Source organism: Streptomyces sp. NPDC093260 (genome assembly GCF_040683715.1).
In the GTDB taxonomy this organism is placed as follows: domain Bacteria; phylum Actinomycetota; class Actinomycetes; order Streptomycetales; family Streptomycetaceae; genus Streptomyces; species Streptomyces sennicomposti.
Genome location: NZ_JBFBEK010000005.1, coordinates 329969 through 350467 on the forward strand (window position 1 = coordinate 329969; position 20499 = coordinate 350467).

The 20499-nt window shown below is 73.1% G+C and carries 19 protein-coding genes; 7 read left to right on the top strand and 12 right to left on the bottom strand.

Translation table 11 applies throughout. The features are described from left to right. Positions 1–4 precede the first annotated feature (4 nt). A complete protein-coding gene (gene mca, locus AB0N63_RS09455; protein WP_365526361.1) occupies positions 5–883 on the bottom strand; it encodes a mycothiol conjugate amidase Mca in 879 nt (292 codons plus the stop codon). A gap of 206 nt (positions 884–1089) precedes the next feature. Between mca and AB0N63_RS09460 the strand changes: the two genes are divergently transcribed. Together AB0N63_RS09460 and greA are read left to right on the top strand one after the other, a co-directional pair. Beyond that, on the top strand, positions 1090–1488 hold the full coding sequence (locus tag AB0N63_RS09460; protein ID WP_365526363.1) for a DUF4307 domain-containing protein: 399 nt from the start codon (positions 1090–1092) through the stop codon (positions 1486–1488). A 176-nt stretch (positions 1489–1664) separates the two neighbouring features. Then, complete coding sequence (gene greA / locus AB0N63_RS09465; protein ID WP_365526366.1) at positions 1665–2165, top strand: transcription elongation factor GreA; 501 nt, start codon at positions 1665–1667, stop codon at positions 2163–2165. 127 nt (positions 2166–2292) lie between these two features. Here the strand turns inward: greA and ilvA are convergent, their stop codons facing one another. Beyond that, complete coding sequence (gene ilvA, locus AB0N63_RS09470) at positions 2293–3537, bottom strand: threonine ammonia-lyase (RefSeq protein ID WP_365526369.1); 1245 nt, start codon at positions 3535–3537, stop codon at positions 2293–2295. Positions 3538–3697: 160 nt separating this feature from the next. Between ilvA and AB0N63_RS09475 the strand changes: the two genes are divergently transcribed. From AB0N63_RS09475 to AB0N63_RS09485, 3 genes are all read left to right on the top strand, one after another. Then, a complete protein-coding gene (locus AB0N63_RS09475; protein ID WP_365526449.1) occupies positions 3698–4222 on the top strand; it encodes a MarR family transcriptional regulator in 525 nt (174 codons plus the stop codon). A 70-nt stretch (positions 4223–4292) separates the two neighbouring features. After that, complete coding sequence (locus AB0N63_RS09480) at positions 4293–4796, top strand: sigma factor-like helix-turn-helix DNA-binding protein (RefSeq protein WP_365526372.1); 504 nt, start codon at positions 4293–4295, stop codon at positions 4794–4796. An 81-nt stretch (positions 4797–4877) separates the two neighbouring features. Beyond that, positions 4878–5126: a hypothetical protein gene (locus AB0N63_RS09485; RefSeq protein ID WP_365526374.1), complete on the top strand. Its 249-nt coding sequence runs from the start codon at positions 4878–4880 to the stop codon at positions 5124–5126. Positions 5127–5135: 9 nt separating this feature from the next. On the opposite strand, the gene AB0N63_RS09490 is transcribed toward AB0N63_RS09485, so the two are convergent. After that, entirely contained in the window at positions 5136–6293 is a 1158-nt protein-coding gene (locus AB0N63_RS09490; RefSeq protein WP_365526377.1) for a cystathionine gamma-synthase, read from the bottom strand. Positions 6294–6535: 242 nt separating this feature from the next. Between AB0N63_RS09490 and AB0N63_RS09495 the strand changes: the two genes are divergently transcribed. Continuing rightward, on the top strand, positions 6536–7654 hold the full coding sequence (locus AB0N63_RS09495) for a hypothetical protein (protein ID WP_365526379.1): 1119 nt from the start codon (positions 6536–6538) through the stop codon (positions 7652–7654). 75 nt (positions 7655–7729) lie between these two features. On the opposite strand, the gene msrA is transcribed toward AB0N63_RS09495, so the two are convergent. The 4 genes from msrA to AB0N63_RS09515 form a co-directional block, all read right to left on the bottom strand. After that, positions 7730–8242: a peptide-methionine (S)-S-oxide reductase MsrA gene (gene msrA, locus AB0N63_RS09500; protein ID WP_365526382.1), complete on the bottom strand. Its 513-nt coding sequence runs from the start codon at positions 8240–8242 to the stop codon at positions 7730–7732. Positions 8243–8435: 193 nt separating this feature from the next. Then, a complete protein-coding gene (locus AB0N63_RS09505) occupies positions 8436–9119 on the bottom strand; it encodes an ABC transporter ATP-binding protein (protein WP_365526385.1) in 684 nt (227 codons plus the stop codon). 57 nt (positions 9120–9176) lie between these two features. Beyond that, on the bottom strand, positions 9177–10643 hold the full coding sequence (locus tag AB0N63_RS09510) for an ABC transporter permease (protein ID WP_365526388.1): 1467 nt from the start codon (positions 10641–10643) through the stop codon (positions 9177–9179). A 192-nt stretch (positions 10644–10835) separates the two neighbouring features. Then, positions 10836–12086 (bottom strand): Ig-like domain-containing protein, encoded by a 1251-nt coding sequence (locus tag AB0N63_RS09515; RefSeq protein ID WP_365526390.1) that lies wholly within the window; start codon positions 12084–12086, stop codon positions 10836–10838. Between the two features lie 434 nt (positions 12087–12520). Between AB0N63_RS09515 and AB0N63_RS09520 the strand changes: the two genes are divergently transcribed. Then, positions 12521–12952, top strand: coding sequence for an LAETG motif-containing sortase-dependent surface protein (locus AB0N63_RS09520; protein ID WP_365526393.1), 432 nt, complete (start codon positions 12521–12523; stop codon positions 12950–12952). A gap of 139 nt (positions 12953–13091) precedes the next feature. On the opposite strand, the gene hutH is transcribed toward AB0N63_RS09520, so the two are convergent. From hutH to AB0N63_RS09545, 5 genes are all read right to left on the bottom strand, one after another. Beyond that, positions 13092–14630 (bottom strand): histidine ammonia-lyase, encoded by a 1539-nt coding sequence (gene hutH / locus AB0N63_RS09525; RefSeq protein WP_365526452.1) that lies wholly within the window; start codon positions 14628–14630, stop codon positions 13092–13094. 221 nt (positions 14631–14851) lie between these two features. Then, entirely contained in the window at positions 14852–16000 is a 1149-nt protein-coding gene (locus AB0N63_RS09530; protein ID WP_365526395.1) for a GGDEF domain-containing protein, read from the bottom strand. 349 nt (positions 16001–16349) lie between these two features. After that, positions 16350–17144, bottom strand: a complete 795-nt coding sequence (locus AB0N63_RS09535; RefSeq protein WP_365526397.1) for an enoyl-CoA hydratase-related protein — start codon at positions 17142–17144, stop codon at positions 16350–16352. Between the two features lie 932 nt (positions 17145–18076). Next, positions 18077–19216 (bottom strand): adenylate/guanylate cyclase domain-containing protein, encoded by a 1140-nt coding sequence (locus tag AB0N63_RS09540; protein ID WP_365526399.1) that lies wholly within the window; start codon positions 19214–19216, stop codon positions 18077–18079. Positions 19217–19363: 147 nt separating this feature from the next. After that, positions 19364–20257, bottom strand: a complete 894-nt coding sequence (locus tag AB0N63_RS09545; RefSeq protein WP_365526402.1) for a biotin--[acetyl-CoA-carboxylase] ligase — start codon at positions 20255–20257, stop codon at positions 19364–19366. Positions 20258–20499 lie beyond the last annotated feature (242 nt).

Sequence of the window (20499 nt, forward strand, 5' to 3'; positions counted from 1 at the left end):
TCCCTCAGGCCCGGCGGACGCCCGCGAAGAGGTCGTCCTCGGGGAGCGAGGTGTCCACGAGGGACTTCGCCAGCTCGTACTCCTCCGTGGGCCAGACCTCCTTCTGGATCTCCATCGGCACCCGGAACCAGCCGCCGTCGGGGTCGATCTGCGTGGCGTGGGCGATCAGCGCCTTGTCGCGGATCTCGAAGAAGTCGGCGCACGGCACGTGCGTGGTGAGCGTGCGCTCCTTGTGGCCGGACTTCTCCCAGCGCTCCAGCCACTCGCCGTAGGGCGACTCCAGACCGCGGGCCAGCAGCGCCTTGTGCAGGGCCTCGGTGCGCAGCCGGTTGAAGCCCTGGTTGTAGTACAGCTTCAGCGGCTGGTACGCGGGCCCGTACTCGCCCTCCGGGTACTTCTCGGCGTCCGCCGCGCCCTCGAACGCCACCATCGTGATCTTGTGCGTCATGATGTGGTCGGGGTGCGGGTAGCCGCCGTTCTCGTCGTAGGTGGTGATCACCTGGGGACGGAAGGAGCGGATCCGGCGCACCAGCTCGCCGGCCGCCTTGTCCACGTCCTCCAGGGCGAAGCAGCCCTCCGGCAGCGGCGGCAGCGGGTCGCCCTCGGGCAGCCCGGAGTCGACGAAGCCGAGCCAGTCCTGCTTCACGCCGAGGATCTCGCGGGCCTCGTCCATCTCCTTGCGGCGCACCTCGTGGATGTTCTCCTCGATGTACTTGTCGCCCTGGAGCTTGGGGTTGAGGATGGAGCCGCGCTCGCCGCCCGTGCAGGTCACGACCAGCACGTCCACCCCCTCGGACACGTACTTCGCCATGGTGGCCGCGCCCTTGCTCGACTCGTCGTCGGGGTGCGCGTGCACGGCCATCAGTCGCAGCTGGTCAGTCAAGGCTCAATCCTCAAGGTCAGGTCGGTGCCCGCGCTCGGGCAGGCGGTCAACGGGTGCCGTCCCGGGTGTATCCCCGTCCCGGGGCGGCGCTCGCACGGTGGGCCGGGCCTTCTATAGTGACCGAACCGGGGGGCGAATAATTCCGGAGTACGGCTCCGAAAGGCCCCTCGCGGGACGCCCGTCCCGCCCCTGCCGAGAGGACGATCATGACTACGGCGAGCACCCGGCCGCCCGAGGGCCGCTACGGCCGTTCCTCGGACGAGCGTGCCGACCGCAAGCTCAGGATCGCGGGCGCCGTCCTGGGCGTGTTCGTGCTGGCCCTGATCGGCTACTTCGCCTACCACTACGTCGCCAAGAGCGAGATCAGCGCACAGGTCGTCTCGTTCCAGACGTCCGACGACTCGGTGAAGATCCATCTGGAGGTCCACAAGGACGCCGGCGCCCGGGGCTACTGCACGCTGCGGTCGCAGGCGGAGGACGGCGACGAGGTGGGCCGGGCCGACTTCCGCTTCGATCAGCACGCCGAGCGGATCGACCAGGTCGTCACGCTGCGCACGACGGCCCGGGGCACCACGGGCGAGCTGCTGGGCTGCCACGCCGACTGACGCGCGGGCGTCCTTGGGAACAGTGAGGCGCTGACCAGCGTTGACATGATGTACACGGCTTATGTCCTCCCCCTTTGGCCGCCGAATTGTTAGGCTCGTGGTTTCGCCCATCCAAGAGGGAACATTCTTCTGGGTAGGGCGATGCTTTGTATTCCCAGTACCGACGAGGAGCACCTGTGACCCAGACCAGCGAGAACGTCACCTGGCTGACCCAGGAGGCGTACAACAAGCTCAAGGACGAGCTTGAGTACCTTACTGGTCCTGCGCGCACGGAGATCGCCGCCAAGATCGCCGCCGCGCGCGAGGAGGGCGACCTGCGCGAGAACGGCGGGTACCACGCGGCCAAGGAGGAGCAGGGCAAGCAGGAGCTCCGTGTGCGCCAGCTGACCCAGCTCCTGGAGAACGCCAAGGTCGGCGAGGCTCCGGCCTCCACCGACGGCACGGTCGCGCCGGGCATGGTCGTGACGATCGCCTTCGACGGTGACGAGGACGACACGCTCACCTTCCTGCTGGCCTCGCGCGAGTACGCCAGCAGCGACATCGAGACCTACTCGCCGCAGTCCCCGCTCGGCTCCGGCGTCATCGGCCACAAGGTCGGCGAGGACGCCGAGTACGAGCTGCCGAACGGCAAGAAGGCCTCGGTGAAGATCCTGAAGGCCGAGCCGTACAGCGGCTGAGGCCCCCGCCCACCATCCTTCCAAGAGCCCCCGGCGCCCCCTGCGGAGCGCCGGGGGCTTCGCCGTGCCGGGCCTCGGTCTCCCCGGTGAGGGGCCGTACGCCGACGGCCGGGCCGCACGCGCATCGTCAGTCGATGACCGTGTACCCGGCGTCGCGCAGCGCGCGGCCCAGCTCGGCGCAGTGCGCCGGCCCCTTGGTCTCCAGGTGGAGTTCCACCTCCGCCTCGGCGAGCCCGAGCCGCGGGTCGGTGCGGACGTGGCTGACGTCGAGGACGTTCGCGTCGGCCGCCGACAGCACGCCGAGCAGCGTGGCCAGCGCGCCCGGCCGGTCCGTCAGGCGCAGCCGGACCGCCAGGTAGCGGCCCTGCGCGGCCATGCCGTGCCGCAGGACGCGCTGGAGCAGCACCGGATCGACGTTGCCGCCGGACAGCACGGCCACCACCGGGCCCTCGATGTCACCGGCGCCCGTGCCGCCGCCCGCGCCCAGCAGCGCGGCGACCGGACTCGCGCCCGCCGGTTCCACCACCAGCTTCGCCCGCTCCAGGCACAGCAGCAGCGCGGCGGACAACGCGTCCTCGCCGACCGTGCGCACCTCGTCCACCAGCTCGTCCACGATCGCGAACGGCACATCGCCCGGCCGGCCCACCCGGATGCCGTCGGCCATCGTCGCCGGGTTCTCGACGGCCACCGGGCGGCCCGCCGCCAGCGAGGGCGGATACGCCGCCGATCCCTCGGCCTGTACTCCGATGATCCGCACATCGGGCCGCAGCTCCTTCACCGCGACCGCGACACCGGCCGCGAGCCCGCCGCCGCCCATGCCGACGACGATCGTGCGCACCTGGGGGCACTGCTCCAGGATCTCCAGCCCGACCGTGCCCTGGCCCGCGATCACATCGGGGTGGTCGAACGGGTGGATGAACACCGCGCCGGTCGCGGCCGCGTACTCCTGCGCGGCGGCCAGAGTCTCGTCCACCACCTGGCCGTACAGCCGCACCTCGGCGCCGTACTCCTCGGTGGCGCTGATCTTCGGCAGCGGGGCGCCCTTCGGCATGAACACCGTGGCGTGCACGCCGAGCAGGGACGACGCCAGCGCGACGCCCTGCGCGTGGTTGCCCGCGCTCGCCGCCACCACGCCCGCCGCGCGCTCCTCGGGCAGCAGCCCGGCGATGCGCACGTAGGCGCCGCGCAGCTTGAACGAGCCGGTCCGCTGGAGGTTCTCGCACTTCAGGAGCACGGGCGCGCCCACCAGCTCGGACAGGTGCCTGCTGGTCTCCAGCGCGGTCACCCGCGCCACTCCGGACAGCATCTTCTGGGCGCCGCGCACGTCGTCCAGGGTGACGGGAGGGAAGGAGCCGGCCGTGCGGTAGTTCATCCCTCAAGTCTCGCAGTCCACGGCCCTTCGCATCCGGTGTGACCAACCTCTGGGACCGGTTCGCGCAGCGCCGGTACGACGCGCCGCCGGGCCGCGTACCCTGTCCCCCAACCAGCAGCCCTTCAGAAGTGAGCGTCCGGCCATGCCCACAACACCTGAAATGTCGATGGACATGACGACCGTCGGTGACACCGGCCTCCTCGACGCGCTCCAGCACGAGGTGGCCCTGTTCGCCCGCCGCGCGGAGCAGACCCGGCTCGGCGGCGTCGCGCAGGTGCGCAACTCCATGGACCGTGCCGCGTACCTGCTGCTCAACCGGCTCGACCAGGAGGGCCCGATGGGTGTCAAGGCGCTCGCCGCGAGCATGGGCATCGACTCCTCCACGGTCACCCGGCAGGTGGCGCCGCTCGTCGACACCGGACTCGTCAAGCGCACCTCACACCCCGAGGACGGACGCGCCGTGGTGCTCCAGCTGTCCCCGCGCGGGCTGGCGCGGCTGGCGGAGGTGCGCTCGTCCCGGCGCCGGCTGATGGCCGAGCTGACCCACGACTGGGAGCCCGAGGAGCGCGAGGTGTTCTGCTCGCTGCTGACCCGCTTCAACCGCGCGCTGTCCGCCCGCCAGACCTCCCCGGGCACAACGGCGGCGGAGTCGGCCACGGCGGCCGAACCGGGCCGGGCGTCCTGACCCGTCCCCACACCCGGACCGCGCACGTCCGGGTCCTGTTCCCTCCAGATCGCCTGTCGCGGGAGGCGCGGTGCGAGAACGGCAGGCGCCGGGCGGCATCCGGCCGGCCGGGGACTTCGCGTCGTTCGTCGCGGGCGCCGGCGGGCGGCTGCTGCACACCGCGACGCTGCTGACGGCGGAGGCCCCGGACGACAACCCGCGCGCGCGGCGCCTGCTGACGCTGGCCCTCGCCCGCACGTACGCGTCCTGGGACCGGCTGCGCGGCGACGACCCGTACGACCATGCCCGCCGGCACCTCGCCACCCGCTTCGCCCGCGAGGCCTGGCGCGCACACGCCCCGCTGCCGCGCACCCGCCCGCACCTGGCCGGCACGCTGGCGGGCCTGCCGCCCGCCGAGCGGCTGGTCGTCGTCCTCATGCTGTGCGAGGGGGTCGCCGAGGAGCAGACGGCGGCTCTGCTGGGACTGCCCGAGGACCGGGTCCGCGTCCTGTGCGACCGCGCGGTCGCCGCCCTCGCCCGTCCGCCCGCGCGCGCCCCGGCGGACGCGGGAGTGCCGAAGCCGGCCCCGTCGTGAGCCTGTCGTACGGCGGCGTGCACGCGCGGGCACGACGAGGGGCGGGCGGCGCGGGGACGAGACCGGGCGGAGGGACGCGAGGTGAACAGGACGGAACGCGAGCGGGTCGTACGGCGCCTCCTGGCGCAGCCCCGGCCCAGGGTGCCGCCCGGCCTGTACGCCGACGCGGTACGCCGGGGCGACCGGCTGCTGCGCCGCCGGGCGCTCGTCCGCCGCGTGCTGTGGCTGGCGCTGCTGGCGGCGGTGGTCGCGTTCACGGTGTGGGCGTCGGCGGCACGCCCCTGGGTGGAGCCGCCCTCGCGGACGACTCCACCCGTACGCGGCCGGTGAGCGCCGCCGTCAGCCGCCGAGGGCCTGCTTGAGGTCCTCCAGCAGGTCGTCGACGTTCTCGATGCCGACGGACAGCCGCACCAGGTCGGCCGGGACCTCCAGGGCGGAGCCCGCCACGGAGGCGTGCGTCATCCGGCCCGGGTGCTCGATCAGGGACTCGACGCCGCCGAGGGACTCGCCGAGCGTGAAGACCTTGGCGCGGTTGCAGACCTCGACGGCCGCCTCCTCGCCGCCGGCGACCCGGAAGGACACCATGCCGCCGAACGCCTTCATCTGCTTGGCGGCGACCTCGTGACCGGGGTGCTCGGGCAGGCCCGGGTACAGGACGCTCGTCACGCGCGCGTGCCGGGACAGCATGTCCGCGATCTTCGTGGCGTTCTCGCTGTGCCGGTCCATGCGCACCGCGAGCGTCTTGGTGCCGCGCAGCACCAGCCAGGAGTCGAACGGACCGGCGACCGCGCCCATGGCGTTCTGGTGGTAGGCCAGCTCGTCGCCGAGGGCCGCGTCGCCGGTGATCAGCGCGCCGCCGACGACGTCGGAGTGGCCGCCCATGTACTTGGTCAGCGAGTGCACGACCACGTCCGCGCCTAGGGCGAGCGGCTGCTGGAGGTAGGGGGTGGCGAAGGTGTTGTCGACGACGAGCCGGGCGCCGGCGTCCCGGGCGACCTCCGCGACGGCGGCGATGTCGGTGATGCCGAGCAGCGGGTTGGACGGGGTCTCCACCCACACCGCCTTGGTCTTCGGCGTCAGCGCGGCCCGTACGGCGGCCGGGTCGCTGGTGTCGGCGACCGACCACTCGACGCCCCAGCGGGAGACGACCTTGGCGAACAGCCGGAAGGTGCCGCCGTAGGCGTCGTTCGGGATGACGACGTGGTCGCCGGGGGCGAGCAGCGTACGCAACAGGCAGTCCTCGGCCGCCAGTCCGGACGCGAACGCGAGGCCGCGGCGGCCGCCCTCCAGGGCGGCGAGGTTCTCCTCCAGGGCGGTCCGGGTCGGGTTGGCGCTGCGGCTGTACTCGTAGCCGCCGCGCAGGCCGCCCACGCCGTCCTGCTTGTAGGTCGAGACCTGGTAGATCGGCGGGACGACCGCGCCGGTCAGGGGATCCGCGGTGTTGCCCGCGTGGATCGCGAGGGTCTCGAAGTGCTCACTGATGTGCCTGTCACTCATGCGCCCGAGCGTAGTGCGCCCGGGCGGCCGGTGCGGGACGGCGGGCCGGGCGGCCCGCGGGAGGGGACGGGCGGCGGCAGGGGCCAGGACTGCGGAAGTGGGCGGGCCTGCCGGCGAGAGCGGGTGAGGGGACGGGCGGAGGAACGGGCGGGCGGAGTCCTCGACAGGCCCCGGCGCGGAGTTTTCCACAGGCCCGGAGCACAGGTTGGCCAATTGTCGGCGCGGTCTGGTTCGCTTGGGGCATGGAGATTCTCTGGGTCCTGATGGCGCTGGTCATGCTGGGCTTCGTGCTGCTGCCGTTCCTGCGGCGCAGGCGTGGCGTCATCGAGCAGGTCCCGCCCGGGCACCCGGACGCCGCGGACCCGGCGGACTACGGCTTCGCGCCGGAGGAGGAGCTGGACGTCCGCATGCCCGGCCCCGACCAGGACCTGCTGGACGTGCTGGACCTGGTGCAGCGCACCCAGGACTATCGCGCGGCCGCGCAGCTGCTGGCCGGCACCGAGACGGAGGGCGAGCTGCGCTGGCAGCGCGTGCAGGCCTTCGCCGGTGCGGCGGCGCTGGAGCTGCAGCAGCGGCCGGGCGGGGTGCACGAGACGCCCGGGGGCCAGTGGCTGCGCGTGTGGCGGGCCGAGGCGCCCAAGGACGCGGGCGGCGCCGCCGTGCACGCGGAGTTCCTGGTGCAGCAGGCGTGGCGCACGTCGACGCCGGGGACGGACGAGTTCCGGATCATCATGGAGGAGGCCCGGGAGACCTGCGGCCAGGCCGCGCTGCTGGCGCCCGGCGACCCGGTCCCGTACATCATCGAGCTGGCCGTGGCCCGCGGTCTCGGCTACCCGCAGCCGCAGTTCGAGGAGCTGTGGCTGAAGATCCTCGACCGGGCGCCGGCCCACATGGGCGCGCATCTGGCGGCCCTGCACTACTGGTGCGAGAAGTGGCACGGCTCGCGTGAGCTGGCGATGTCCTTCGCGGAGGCTGCGGCGGCCCGCGCGCCCAGGGGTTCACTGCTGGCGGCGATGCCGCTGTTCGCGGTCTTCGAGCACCTGCCCGAGGTGAACCTGGTCCGCGGCTTCTACCGGAGCGAGGTCGTCACCAAGGCGGTGCACGGCGCACTGTTCGCGGTGGAGGCGGCCCGCCCGGGCGACCCGATGACGGCCCACGTCCGCCATCTGCTGATCTTCTTCCTGGTCCGCTCCGAGCGCTGGGCGGAGGCCATGAGCCAGCTCATACACGTCGACGGCCACGTGGGCGCCCTGCCCTGGACGCTCTCCGCGGACCCGGCGGCGGAGTTCGCCGTCTACCGGGCCCTGGCGGTCGCGGGCTACGAGGCGAACGGCGGCAGCCCGGCGACGCTGCCGCACTGAACCGCAGCACTCCCGGGGCACGGCCCGCCTCAGGACGGCCGGGCCGCGCCGAGGCCGGCCCCGGCGCGGGCCGGGTCAGCCCTCGGTACGGGCGGGCAGCCGCCATCCCGGGCGGGGGAAGTGGCAGGTGTAGCCGTTCGGGTAGCGCTGCAGGTAGTCCTGGTGCTCGGGCTCGGCCTCCCAGAAGGGGCCGACCGGCTCCACCTCGGTGACGACCTTGCCCGGCCACAGCCCGGAGGCGTCCACGTCCGCGATCGTGTCCTCGGCGATCCGCTTCTGCTCGTCGTCCACGTAGTAGATCGCCGAGCGGTAGCTGAGACCGATGTCGTTGCCCTGGCGGTTCCTGGTGCTCGGGTCGTGGATCTGGAAGAAGAACTCCAGGATCGCCCGGTAGTCGGTCTTCTCGGGATCGAAGAGGATCTCCACGGCCTCCGCGTGCGTGCCGTGGTTGCGGTACGTCGCGTTCGGCACGTCGCCGCCGGTGTATCCGACCCGGGTCGCCGTCACGCCGGGGAGCCGGCGGATCAGCTCCTCCATACCCCAGAAGCACCCGCCCGCAAGCACGGCCCTCTGCGTCTGCGCAGCCATAGCGGCCCTCCAATGTCTCGGTCAGCTCGGTCACTCGGGCCGGTCGGCTCACCCACCGCCGACACTCGCCCACTGTCCTCAACGTTCGGGCGACCGAGGCCATTCCGGGTCCGCCGGACCGCGACCGGTGAGCGGACACGGGCGGCGGCCTGCACCGGGTGGCGGAGTCCCCGTGCAGGCCGCCGCGCCACCGCTACGCCTGCGCGTTCTCCTTCACCGTGATGCGGCCCTTGCGGATGGTGGCCAGGCGGGGGGCCTTCCTGGCGATCGCGGAGTCGTGGGTGACCATGACGAAGGTCAGGCCGTGCTCCTTCCACAGGCCTTCGAGGACGTCCATGATCTCGTCACGGGTGGACTCGTCCAGGTTGCCCGTGGGCTCGTCCGCGAGAAGGACCTTGGGCTGCTTGACCAGGGCACGGGCGATGGCGACGCGCTGCTGCTGGCCACCGGACATCTCGCCGGGCAGGTGGCCGAGCCGCTCGCCGAGGCCGACCGAGGTCAGCGCCTCGGCGGCCCGCTCGCGCCGCTCCCTGATCGTGACGCCGAGCGGGACGAGGGCGGTCTCGACGTTCTCCTGCGCGGTCAGGGTCGGTATCAGGTTGAAGGACTGGAAGACGAAGCCGATGTTCTCGCTGCGCACCTTGGTGAGCCTGGCCTCGGACAGCTTCGCCATGTCGGTGCCGTCCAGGACGACCTCGCCGGAGGTCGGCCGGTCCAGGCCGCCGAGCATCTGGAGCAGGGTCGACTTGCCGCCGCCGGTGGGGCCCTGGATGACCAGCCGGTCGCCGTCGCCGATCGTCAGGTCGATGCCGTCGAGGGCGAGGACGGCTTCCTTGCCCCGGGTGTAGCGCTTGGTGACGCCTCTGAGTTCGTACATGGGTGCAGCAGCTCCTGGGTGGGTGCGGGAGGGGAAGGGCGGGTGCGCGGGCGTGCGCTACTCGACCCGGCGCAGCGCGTCCGCCGGGCGCAGTCGCGAGGCGCGCCAGCCGCCGAACGCGCCCGCGACCAGGCCGCCGGCCACCGCGAGGCCGACCGCGACGGCGACGGTGGTGAGGCTGACCGGCGCGGTGAGCGCCACTTCGAGGGACCTCGCCGTCTGCCGGCCGGGACCGCCGAAGCCGCCGCCCCCGCCGCTCCTGCCGAAGCCGCCGAACCCGCCGCCCGCGCCGGAGCCGCCCGAGGGACCGAGATCGGCCTGCAGCGACGGACTGATCGCGGTCACCGCGTACGCGCCCGCCAGGCCGAGCGCGATGCCGAGTACGCCGCCCACCAGGCCGTTGACGACGGCCTCGCCGATCACCTGCCGGGTCACCCGGCCCGACTTCCAGCCCAGCGCCTTGAGCGTGCCGAACTCGCGTACCCGCCGGGACACCGCCGAGGAGGTCAGCAGTCCGGCGACCAGGAACGCGGCCGCCAGCACCGCGACCGACAGCCACTTGCCCACGTCGGTGGCCAGGCTGGAGGCGGTGGACAGCGAGCCGGAGACGGTCTTCGCCAGGTCGGCGGAGGTGGTGACCGTGGTGCCCGGGACGTTCTTCTGGATGGCGCTCTTGACGGTGTCGATCTGCTGGGAGTCGGCCGCCTTGACGTAGATCGTGGTGACCTTGTCCTTGTTGTCGCTGAGCGTCTGCGCCTGCTTCAGCGGGATGTAGAGGTTGGCCGCCGCGTCACGGCTGTTCGCCGTCGCGATGCCGATGATCCGGAACGTGACGTCCTTGATCGTGACCGTGCTGCCGGTGGTGAGCTTCTTCTCCTTGGCGTACGCGGAGTCGGCGACGGCGACCTTCGCGTCCGTCTCGGTGGTCCTGAAGGTACGGCCGCTGGTGATCTCCGAGGAGGTCAGCGGGCCGAGGGCGGGCTGGGTGACGTCGGCGCCGTAGACGCTGTACTGGTTGACGTCGAAGTCCGCGCCGCCGCCCTGGACGCTGCCCTGCGGGGCGCCGCCGCCGAACCGGCCGCCCTCGCCGCCGCCCTTCTGCTGCCGGAACTCGCCGCGGGTGAACTGGCCGCTGATCTTCACCACGTCGAGGCTGAGCCCGCCCACGGCCGAGGAGACGCCCCGCTGGCCCGCGACCTCGGTGACCGTCGTCGTGGGCAGGGTGGTGAAGCCCTGCGCCATGACCCGGTCGCTGCTCTGGGTACTGTCGTCGTCGCCCTTCGCGTCGAACCGGAAGCGGGGGCGCTGCGACTCGCCGGAGGTGGGTGTCGCGGCCTTGGTGACGGTCATGTCGGTGCCGAGCCCGTACAGCGACTGGAGGACCTTGTCCTGAGCCCTGCTCATGCCGTCGGACACGGAGGTGACCACGATGACGAGCGCGATGCCGAGGGCGAGACCGGAGGCGACGACGAGGGCCGCCTTTCTACGGCGGCGCAGTTCGCGCCTCAGGTAGGTGAAGAACATGCGCCGCAAGCTAGGGAGGCACCGTGATGAAGCGATAAGGCCGGCATAAGAGGAGCATGAGAAGGCATCGGGGCCGGGCCGCCCGGCATCGGCGCCGGACGAGCCGGGACACCGGTCCGTGGCGCCGGGCGGGGCCGGGGAACAGCGATGCCGCCCCCGAGGGGCGGCATCGGCAGGGGGATTGAGCGCGGGTCAGACGGCGGAGCCGGCCTTCCACTGGGACCAGCTCATGTTCCAGCCGTTGAGGCCGTTGTCCGGGGCCACCGTCTTGTCGCCGGTGTGCTGCACGACCACGACGTCGCCGATGAGCGAGTGGCTGTAGAACCACGCGGCCGGCGTGCTCGGGTCGTTCGCGCCCTTCTTGTCCTGGAGTCCCACACAGCCGTGACTGGTGTTGGCGCTGCCGAAGACGGACGGGGCGCCCCAGTAGTTGCCGTGGATGAAGGTGCCGGACGTGGTCAGGCGCATGGCGTGCGGCACGTCCTTGATGTCGTACTCGCCCTTGCCGTCGGAGTCCTTGAAGCCGACCGTCGCGCCGTTCATCCGGGTCTGGGTGAACTTCTCGGCGATCACCATCTGGCCCTCGTACGTCGTGTGGTCGGGGGCGCCCGCGGAGATCGGGATGGTCTTGACGGTCCTGCCGTCCTGCTTGACCTTCATCTGCTTGGTCTTCGCGTCGACGTAGGAGACCTGGTTGCGGCCGATGTGGAAGGTGACCGTCTTCTGCTGGACGCCGTAGACGCCCTGCGCGCCCTGTACACCGTCGAGGTTGAGCTTCAGCGTGACGGTGGAGTTCTCCTTCCAGTACTCCTCGGGCCGGAAGTCCAGGCGGTTGGCGCCGAACCAGTGACCCACGACCTCCTGGCCGCTGGAGGAGGTGACGGTGATGCCCTTCTGGACGGCCGCCTTGTTGGTGATCGCCTTGTCGAAGTTGATCGACACCGGCATGCCGACGCCGACCGTGGTGCCGTTGTCCGGCGTGAAGGAGCCGATGAAGCTGTGCGCCGGGGCGACCGTGGTGAACGAGGCGTTCTCGTGGGCGGCGCGGCCCTTGGCGTCCGTGGCGGTCGCGGCGACCTTGTAGGTGGTGGCGCGGCTCAGCTGGCCGCTGGGTTTCCAGCTCGTCTTGTCCGCGGATATCCGGCCCTGGACCGTCTTGCCGTCGGTCGTGGTCATCGTGACGTCCGTCAGCGTGCCCTTGGCGACCGTGACGGTGGCCGAGTTGTTGATCGAGGCGTCGTCGGAGCCGTCCGCTGGTGTGATCTTGATCTGGGCCTCCGACGACTCCTGCGCCGCGGCCTGGTCCGTCTTGGCCTGCGAGGTGCTGTCGTCGCCGGATCCGTCGGCGGCGTCACTGCTGCCGGAACACGCCGAGAGCATCAGCACACCGCCGAGCAGTGCGGACGAGGCCACGAGGACCCTGCGCCGCCTACTGTTCGTCATCACACGCTTCTCCATCGTTGCCGAATTCCCCAAGACCCCTTGCTTCCCCCGTCACGAACGAACAACGCTACGACCGATTCGTCCCGTTCCCCAGGGCGTACGGATGTGGGACACACCACGTCCGCGGGGGCGGGCGCGCCCGCGGGGGCCCACGCGCCGTGCCGTTCCCCCTCATTCTCGCCGAGGAGCCGGGCGCGCCGGGACTCCCGTGGACTTCTCCGGTGCTCATTGTCACAGCGCGATAACGACCGTGCGTTCCAGTGGGGTTGCGGAGGGGCGCGGGAGGGCGTGGTCGGGTGCGGGATGGGGGCGTAGCGGGGCGTACCGGCGTGGCGAGTGCTGCCGGGAACCTGTGACTTTCCCGTGACCCTCGACTTTCACTACCATCAGCCCACACGGCCAATTCGCCAGCGCCACAAGGGGATCGATATTCCGTGTCATCCGCTCGCCGTACGTTGCTGACCGCCACCGCCGCGGGGACCCTGCTGGGCGCCCTGTGGTTCGTCCCCTCCGCGAGCGCGACCGGAGAGGCGCCGGCGAGAACGACGTCCGGGGCGGCCCCAGTCGCCTCGGCGGCGCGGGACGCGGGCGACGGGCGGGGCGAGGGGCTGACCCTGTCCTCGTCCGGCTCGGGCGGGGCGCACGCCGCCGGGTTCCGGGCCGCCGCCGCGGACACCGAGGCGGACGGCGCGAACAGCGCTGCCAGTCCGGGAGGTTCGGAGCAGGCCGGCGCCGGCGAGGGCACGCTGCTCGCCGACACGGGAAGCATCGACACCACCCCGTACGTCGTCGGCGGTTCGGTCTTCCTCGCCCTGGGCGCCGGGTTCGTGGTCTATTCGGTGCGGCGGGAGCGGCTCGGGCTCTGAGCAGGCTCGGGCTCTGAACCCGGTGCGTTTGCCGCTAGTTGACTTCCGGTCGGGCAGGTGACGGCCCCGCCGCGTGGGGACGCGGCGGGGCCTCCTGGTTCACCGCAGGGGGGCGGTGATGCTCACCGAAGGGGATCGCTCACCGCAGCGGGCCCGTGACCGTCTCGGCCGCCGCCAGCAGTCCGCCGTCGCGCACGAAGGCGTCGGCGGCAGCGAGGTCGGGGGCGAGGAACCGGTCCGGGCCGGGGCCGCCCACGCCCGCCGCCCGCGCGGCCTCGATGACCGCCCGGGTCGCGGGCGCCGGCGTCAGCCCCTCCCGCAGCTCCACCGCGCGGGCCGCCGCGTACAGCTCGATCGCGATGATCCGGGCCAGGTTGCCGACCGCCGTACGCAGCTTGCGCGCCGCCGACCAGCCCATCGAGACGTGGTCCTCCTGCATCGCGGAGGACGGGATCGAGTCCGCGGACGCCGGTACGGCCAGCCGCTTCATCTCGCTGACCAGCGCGGCCTGAGTGTACTGGGCGATCATCAGGCCCGAGTCGACGCCGGCGTCGTCGGCGAGGAACGGCGGCAGGCCGTGGCTGCGGTTCTTGTCCAGCAGCCGGTCGGTACGGCGCTCGGCGATCGAGCCGAGGTCGGCGGCGGCGATCGCGAGGAAGTCCAGGACGTAGGCGACCGGGGCGCCGTGGAAGTTGCCGTTCGACTCCACCCGGCCGTCGGGCAGGACGACCGGGTTGTCGACGGCGGAGGCGAGTTCGCGCTCGGCGACGAGGCGGGCGTGCGCCAGGGTGTCCCGGCCGGCGCCGGCCACCTGCGGGGCGCAGCGCACCGAGTACGCGTCCTGCACCCGGGGGGCGTCGTCCTGGTGGTGGCCGGTGAGTTCCGAACCCTTGAGGACGGCCAGCATGTTGGCGGCGGAGGCGCCCTGCCCCGGGTGCGGGCGGATGGCGTGCAGCTCGGGGGCGAGGACCTTGTCCGTGCCGAGCAGCGCCTCCAGCGAGAGGGCGGCGGTGATGTCGGCCGACTTGTAGAGGGTGTCGAGGTCGGCGAGGGCCATGACCAGCATGCCGAGCATGCCGTCCGTGCCGTTGAGGAGGGCCAGGCCCTCCTTCTCGCGCAGTTCGACGGGCTGGATGCCGTGCTCGGCGAGGAGTTCGCCGGCCGGGCGCACGGTGCCGTCGGGGCCCTCCGCGTCGCCTTCGCCCATCAGGGTGAGGGCGCAGTGCGAGAGCGGGGCCAGGTCGCCGGAGCAGCCGAGGGAGCCGTACTCGTGGACGACCGGGGTGATGCCCGCGTTGAGGACGTCCGCCATCGTCTGCGCGACCTCGGGGCGCACGCCCGTGTGTCCCGAGCAGACGGTCTTCAGGCGCAGGAACATCAGGGCGCGTACGACCTCGCGCTCGACCCTCGGGCCCATGCCGGCCGCGTGCGAGCGGACGATGTTGCGCTGCAGCCGGGCGCGGAGTTCCGGGCTGATGTGCCGGGTCGCCAGGGCGCCGAAGCCGGTGCTGACGCCGTAGACGGGTTCCGGCTTGGCCGCCAGGGCGTCCACGATCTCCCGGGCCGCGGCGAGGGCGGCCAGCGCGTCCTCGGAGAGCTCGACCCGGGCGCCGCCGCGGGCCACGGCGAGGACGTCCGACGCGGTGACGCCGGTCGTCCCCACCACCACAGTGTGCATATCCATATTCAGGAGCGTACGCATTGAATGCAGGGATGTCACTAGTGGGGGAGGTGAGTGACCCTTACTTGACTGGGGACGGGGTCTGCGGTGGGGGTGAGCTTGCGGGTGGCTGCGGGGTGTGCGGGCGGGTTGAACTCGTGGATGGGCGCGGGCGTGTGGGCGGGTTGAGCTTGAGGGTGAGTGCGGGCGTGTGGGCGGGTGCAGGGGTGGGGGGCGGCTCAGGCTCGACGGCCGCGGAAGCGGCGGCGTTCCGCCGGGAGTTTCGGCGGGGACGATTCGTCCGCCAGACGGACCACCGGGTCGTCGGGGCCCTCCCTGCCCGCCACCACCGGACGGTCCGCGCGCAGCGCCTTCGCGCGGTACTGCGCCGCGTCCGCCAGCCGGAACAGCCTGCGGGCCGAAGCCACCGTGCCGATGTCGTCCTCCGTCGACGCCACGCCGCAGGCCACCCCCTCCCCCAGCTCCAGTTCCGCCGCGCGCCCGCACAGTTCCTCGGCCGCCTTCACCACCTCGTCTGCCGACGGGCCCTCCGCCAGCAGGCAGAACTCGTCCCCGCCCAGGCGTGCCGCGAGAGCCCCCGGCACCATCGCCCCGCACAGCGACAGCACCGACCCGAAGCGCTCCAGGAGGCGGTCGCCCACCGCGTGGCCGAGGGTGTCGTTGACCCGCTTGAGACCGTTGAGGTCGCAGACGACGAGGCTGACCACCACCCCCTCGGTGCGGTGCCGTTCTATGGCCTCGTCCAGGCGGACGTCCACGGCCCGGCGGTTGGCCAGGCCCGTGAGCGAGTCCGTGAACGCCAGCCTGCGGGCCTCCTCCAGCCGTTCCGTCTGCGCGAGGCCGGCCGCCACGACCGCCGCGAGGACCGTCGCGAAGTCCGCGTCCGACCGGTCCAGGAGCGGGGCGCCGATCTTGCGGGCGACGTACAGCTCGCCCCAGGCGCGGCCGTGCAGCACGATCGGGGCGACCACGCAGCAGCCGCGACCCCTGCGGCGCAGGGCGGCGACCCGCTGGTGGCAGTAGCCGGGCCGGCCCGCGGCGGGACCCTCTGCGGTCTCCACCCAGGCGTCGGGCTCGCCGCCCGAGGCCCAGCGCTCGTGCAGGAACTCCGTGATCTCCGGGAACTGGTGCACGGGGTACGTCTCGTCCTCGGGGAACTCCTGCTCCTCGGGGGCCCGGTCGCCCACGTTCACCAGGACGCGCAGGCGTCCCCGGTCGCGTTCCCATACGGAGAGGGCGGCGAAGCTGCCCTCCAGCGCGCGGCACGCTCCCAGTGCGGCCGCGCGCCACGACTCGCGTGGACTGTGCGCCGCGGCCATTCCCTGCGCCAGCGCCACGACGGCGGCCAGCCGTCTGTTCTCACCCATCACCCCAGGCTAGGGATGTTTTCTCCGAACGGGGACTCGAAAGGGCTGCGTGTGGGGTCCGGCCGAGCGGGGAGTGGGTGCCGGGGGCGCCTGGGGTGCGTTGTGGGGCGGGGCCGTGGTGGTACGTCCAGCCCGCCGCCCACGGACATGGGGTGGGGAGTTCCGTTCGCGGGCGGAGGAGGGACCGCAGTACGCGGCGGGCTTTGGACGTGCCACCACGGCCCCTTCCGCCGTACGGCGCCCGCGGGCCGGGGCTCCGCCGGCGTGCGGTCCGCTCCCGTCACACGGCGCCTGCGGCCCGGTCCCCGGGGGCCGGGCGTGGGGGTGGTCGGGGCCGGGCCGGGTGACCTTACTCTCCCGGCCAGTTCGGGGTGCGCTTCTCGTTGAAGGCCGCCACTCCCTCCGCGCGGTCCGCCGAGAAGGCCGTCGTGCGCCAGGCCGCGTCCTCCACGTCCAGCGCGGCACGCAGGTCCAGGCCCTGGCCGAGGCGCAGGGAGCGCTTGGCGGCGCGTAGGCCGATCGGGGAGTTCGCCGCCATGCGGGCGGCCAGGGCCAGGGCCTCCGTACGGTCCTGGCCCTCGTCCACCAGCTGGTCCACCAGGCCCAGCTCGTGGGCCTCGGCCGCCTCCACGCGGCGGGCCGTGAAGATCAGCTCGGCCGCCCGTGCCGCGCCCACCCGCCTCGGCAGCAGCTGGGTGCCGCCGCCGCCCGGGACGACCCCCACGGACACCTCCGGCAGGCCCACCAGTGCCGTCCTGTCGGCCACGATCACATCGCAGGACAGCGCCAGCTCGAAGCCGCCGCCCAGCGCGAAGCCGTGCACCGCGGCGACCGTCGGCATCGGCAGCTCCAGTACGCCGGTGTACGCCCCGCGTGCGACGGGGCGCTGCCTCATCAGGTCGGCGTCCGTGAAGGAGTTGCGCTCCTTGAGGTCCGCGCCGACGCAGAACGCCCGCTCGTGCGACGAGGTCAGGACGACCACGCGCGCGTCCCGGTCGGCGGCGAGGGCCGCGCACGCCCCGGCGATCGACCGGGCCATGTCGGTCGACACGGCGTTCATGGCCTTCGGCCGGTCCAGTACGAGTTCCGCGACGTACCCGTGCCGCCGGACCAGTACGAACTCGCCGAACCGCTCCTCGCTCATGACACCCTCCCGGTTAACGTGTGTTAACAAGACTGCTGGCCCGATCATCGCAGGCCTCGCCCGTACGGGGGAAGAGCGGTCACCCCTGCGCGCTTCCCTTGTCGAGGTCCGGCAACCCGTTCGAGTGACATTTCGTCCGACTTCCGCGTAACCCGCGGTTCGGCGCATAGCGTGCCGGGGCGCAACGGGGGTGCGAGCGCGTCGGGAGGGCGGTTATGACGGACACCAGTACGGTTCGGGACGGTCAGGCCCACATAGGCGTCATCGGTGTACGGGCGCGCGGCCGGCACCGTCGGTCCCGGCGGCGCAAGGCGCTGCTCGCCGTCGGCGGTCTCGCCCTGGCCGCCGGTGCGCTCAGCCTCGTACGGCTGGCCCCCGAGTACGCGGGCGGGGGGCTGGGGAGCGCCGAGGCGGAGGCCCCTCCGGTGCGGCACGCCGCGCCGGAGACGAGCGGGGCCGGGGGCGCGGGGGGTACGGGCGTGTCGCCGGGCGCGCGCAGTAGCGCGGGACAGGGGACGCGTGCCCGCACGGGGGCCGCCGGGGGCTCCGGTGCGGCCTCGGCGGCCGGGCCCATGGGGAGGGCCGGGGTGGCTTCCGTGGCGGCCCGTCCCCGTGGTTCCCGTGCGGCCGGGGCCGGCTCGGCTGCGTCCGTCCCCTCGTCGTACGGTCCGGGCGACGGCGCCGCGGGCGGTGCGGACCGGCCGGGGCCGGCCGCTCCCTCGGCCGGCGCGTCCGCGCCCCAGCCGTCCGCCAGTGGCGGGTCGGCGCCGCGGCCGACCCCGACTCCGGCGCCCAGCCGGAGCGGGCCTGCCGCTCCGGCGAGTCCGGCGCCCACCCCGGCCGCCGGGGGCGGCGGCCTGTGCGTTCCGATCATCGGATTGTGTGTCGGGGTGCGGTGAGGGCGGGGCGTGGGGCGCCGAGCCCCGCGGTGGTCACGGCGCTGCGCCCTCGCGCCTCGTGAGCAGCCAGGGTTCGACCACGCCCAGGCCTCGGACCGGGCGCTGCCACGTCGGTTGCAGGGCGAAGCGGTACACCGGGGGCTCCTCGCCCTCCTTCTCCGCCGCCGCGGCGGCCTCGGCCGCCTCCGCCTCGGACGCGGGGGCGTCACCCGTACGGATCAGTTCCTCGGCGAACGCGCTGTCCACCAGCACCGCGTCACGCGGGGCTATCGAGGTGAGACGGGAGGCGAGGTTGACGGTCGTGCCGAAGACATCGCCCATCCGGGTGGTGACCGTGCCGAACGCCATGCCGACCCGCAGTTCGGGCATCGTCTCGTCGTTGCCCAGGGTCTCCACCAGGCGCAGCGCGATGTCCGCCGCCGTACCGGCGTCGTCCGCCGCGTACAGCACCTCGTCGCCCAGGGTCTTGATCAGGCGGCCGCCGCGCGCGGCCACCAGGTCGGCGGATGTCGTCTCGAAGGCCTCGACCAGCTCGCCGAGTTCCTCCTCCTCCATCCGGCGGGTCAGCCGGGTGAAGCCGACCAGGTCGGCGAAGCCCACCGCGAGCCGCCGGTCCACCATCTCCTCGTCGTCCGCGGCCTGCACGACCCGTCCGGCGGAGGCGGCGAGCTGGCGGCGCCAGACGTAGACCAGGAACTCCTCCAGCTCGGGCAGCAGCAGCTCGACGATCGGGTACGTCACCTCGGTGCGCGTCATCCCCGGCTCGGGCGGCTCGGTCAGGCCCTCCAGGAAGGAGTCGATCTGCCACTCGGCCAGCCGGGCGGTGGTCTGCCCGGTGGAGCGGGCCACCTGCACCGCCATGGCCTCGCTGAGCAGCCCCGCCTCGACCAGACCGGCCAGACGCCGCAGGGCCAGGACGTCGGCCTCGGTCAGCGCCTTGGCCTGCCCTATGTCGGCGAAGCCCATGGCCCGCCAGAAGCGGGACGCCAGCTCCATGGAGACGCCGGCGCTGCGGGCCGCCTGGAAAGGGGTGTAGCGCCGCTCGGCGCCGAGGATCAGCTGTTCGAGTCGCAGCGCCAGCGGGTCTTCGCCGGAGTCGGCGGCCTCCGGGTCCACCCGGCCGTCCGCGTCGTCCGCGTCGTCCGCGCCGGAGCCCGTGTCGTCGACGGTCACGCCTGCTGCCCTTCCCATCTGCCACGGTCAGGTACCGACCGGCCTCAACTCTACGGCAGGTGTGCGCCAGCTCACTCCGTCATGTCGGGCCGAGGGGTGACCTGACCGGCGTCTTCTCGGACCCCGGCCTTCCCGGGGCGCGGTCCGTCACGCCGGGCGCAGGTGCACGATGTCGCCCGCCCCCACCGGCTCCTGCACGCCGTCCTCCGTGGCGAGGACCAGACGGCCGTCGCCGTCCACCGCCACCGCCTCGCCGATCAGCGACCGGTCGCCCGGCAGTTCCGCGCGGACCCGGCGGCCCAGGGTGGCGCAGCCCGCCGCGTACGCCTCCTGGAGGCCGGCGGCGGACGGGTCGCCGCCCGCGGTGCGCCAGCGGCCGTACCAGTCCTCCAGCGCGCGCAGCACCGCCCGCAGCAGCGTGTCGCGGTCCGTGCTCACCGCGTTCGCCAGGGCCAGCGAGCCGGCCTGCGGGACGGGCAGCTCGTCCGCGCGGAGGGTGACGTTGACGCCCACGCCGATGACGACGCCGTCGTTCCCGGCCCGCTCGGCGAGGATGCCGCCGGCCTTGCGCTCCTCACCGCCGACCGTGACCAGCAGGTCGTTCGGCCACTTCAGCGCCGTGTCGACACCGGCGGAACGGGCCAGTCCGGTGGCCACCGCCACTCCGGTCAGCAACGGCAGCCAGCCCCAGCGGGCCACCGGCACGTCGCCGGGGCGCAGCAGCACCGAGAAGAAGAGGCCGGAGCGGGGCGGGGCGGTCCAGCGCCGGTCCAGGCGCCCCCGCGCGGCGGTCTGCGCCTCCGCGACCAGCACCGCGCCCTCGGCCGCCTTGCCGGACTCGGCGGCGGCCACCAGGTCGGCGTTGGTGGAGCCGGTGCGCTGCACCACCTCCAGGTCGGACCACAGGCCGCCCGGGCGGACCAGCGCGCGGCGCAGCGCCGTGGCGTTCAGGGGCGGGCGGTCGAGGTCGGACCAGCGGCTTCCCCCCGAGGAGTCGCCGTCGTTCGCGGAATTGTCGTCTGCTGCATCGCGGGGCGTCATGCAAGCCACCCTAGGTGTGGTAAATGCCGCACTGCCGAGCGGTGGGGCCACCACTACGCTACGGCTGAGTAACCGTCCCCCTTTTGAGCAGGCAGGGAGCCGCATCCCGATGTCCGAGCCGGAAGAGCGTCCAGAGATCCACGAGACCGACCTCCACACCACCGCGGGGAAACTCGCGGATCTTCAGCGGCGCATCCAGGAAGCGACGCACGCCGGCTCGGAACGCGCCGTCGAAAAGCAGC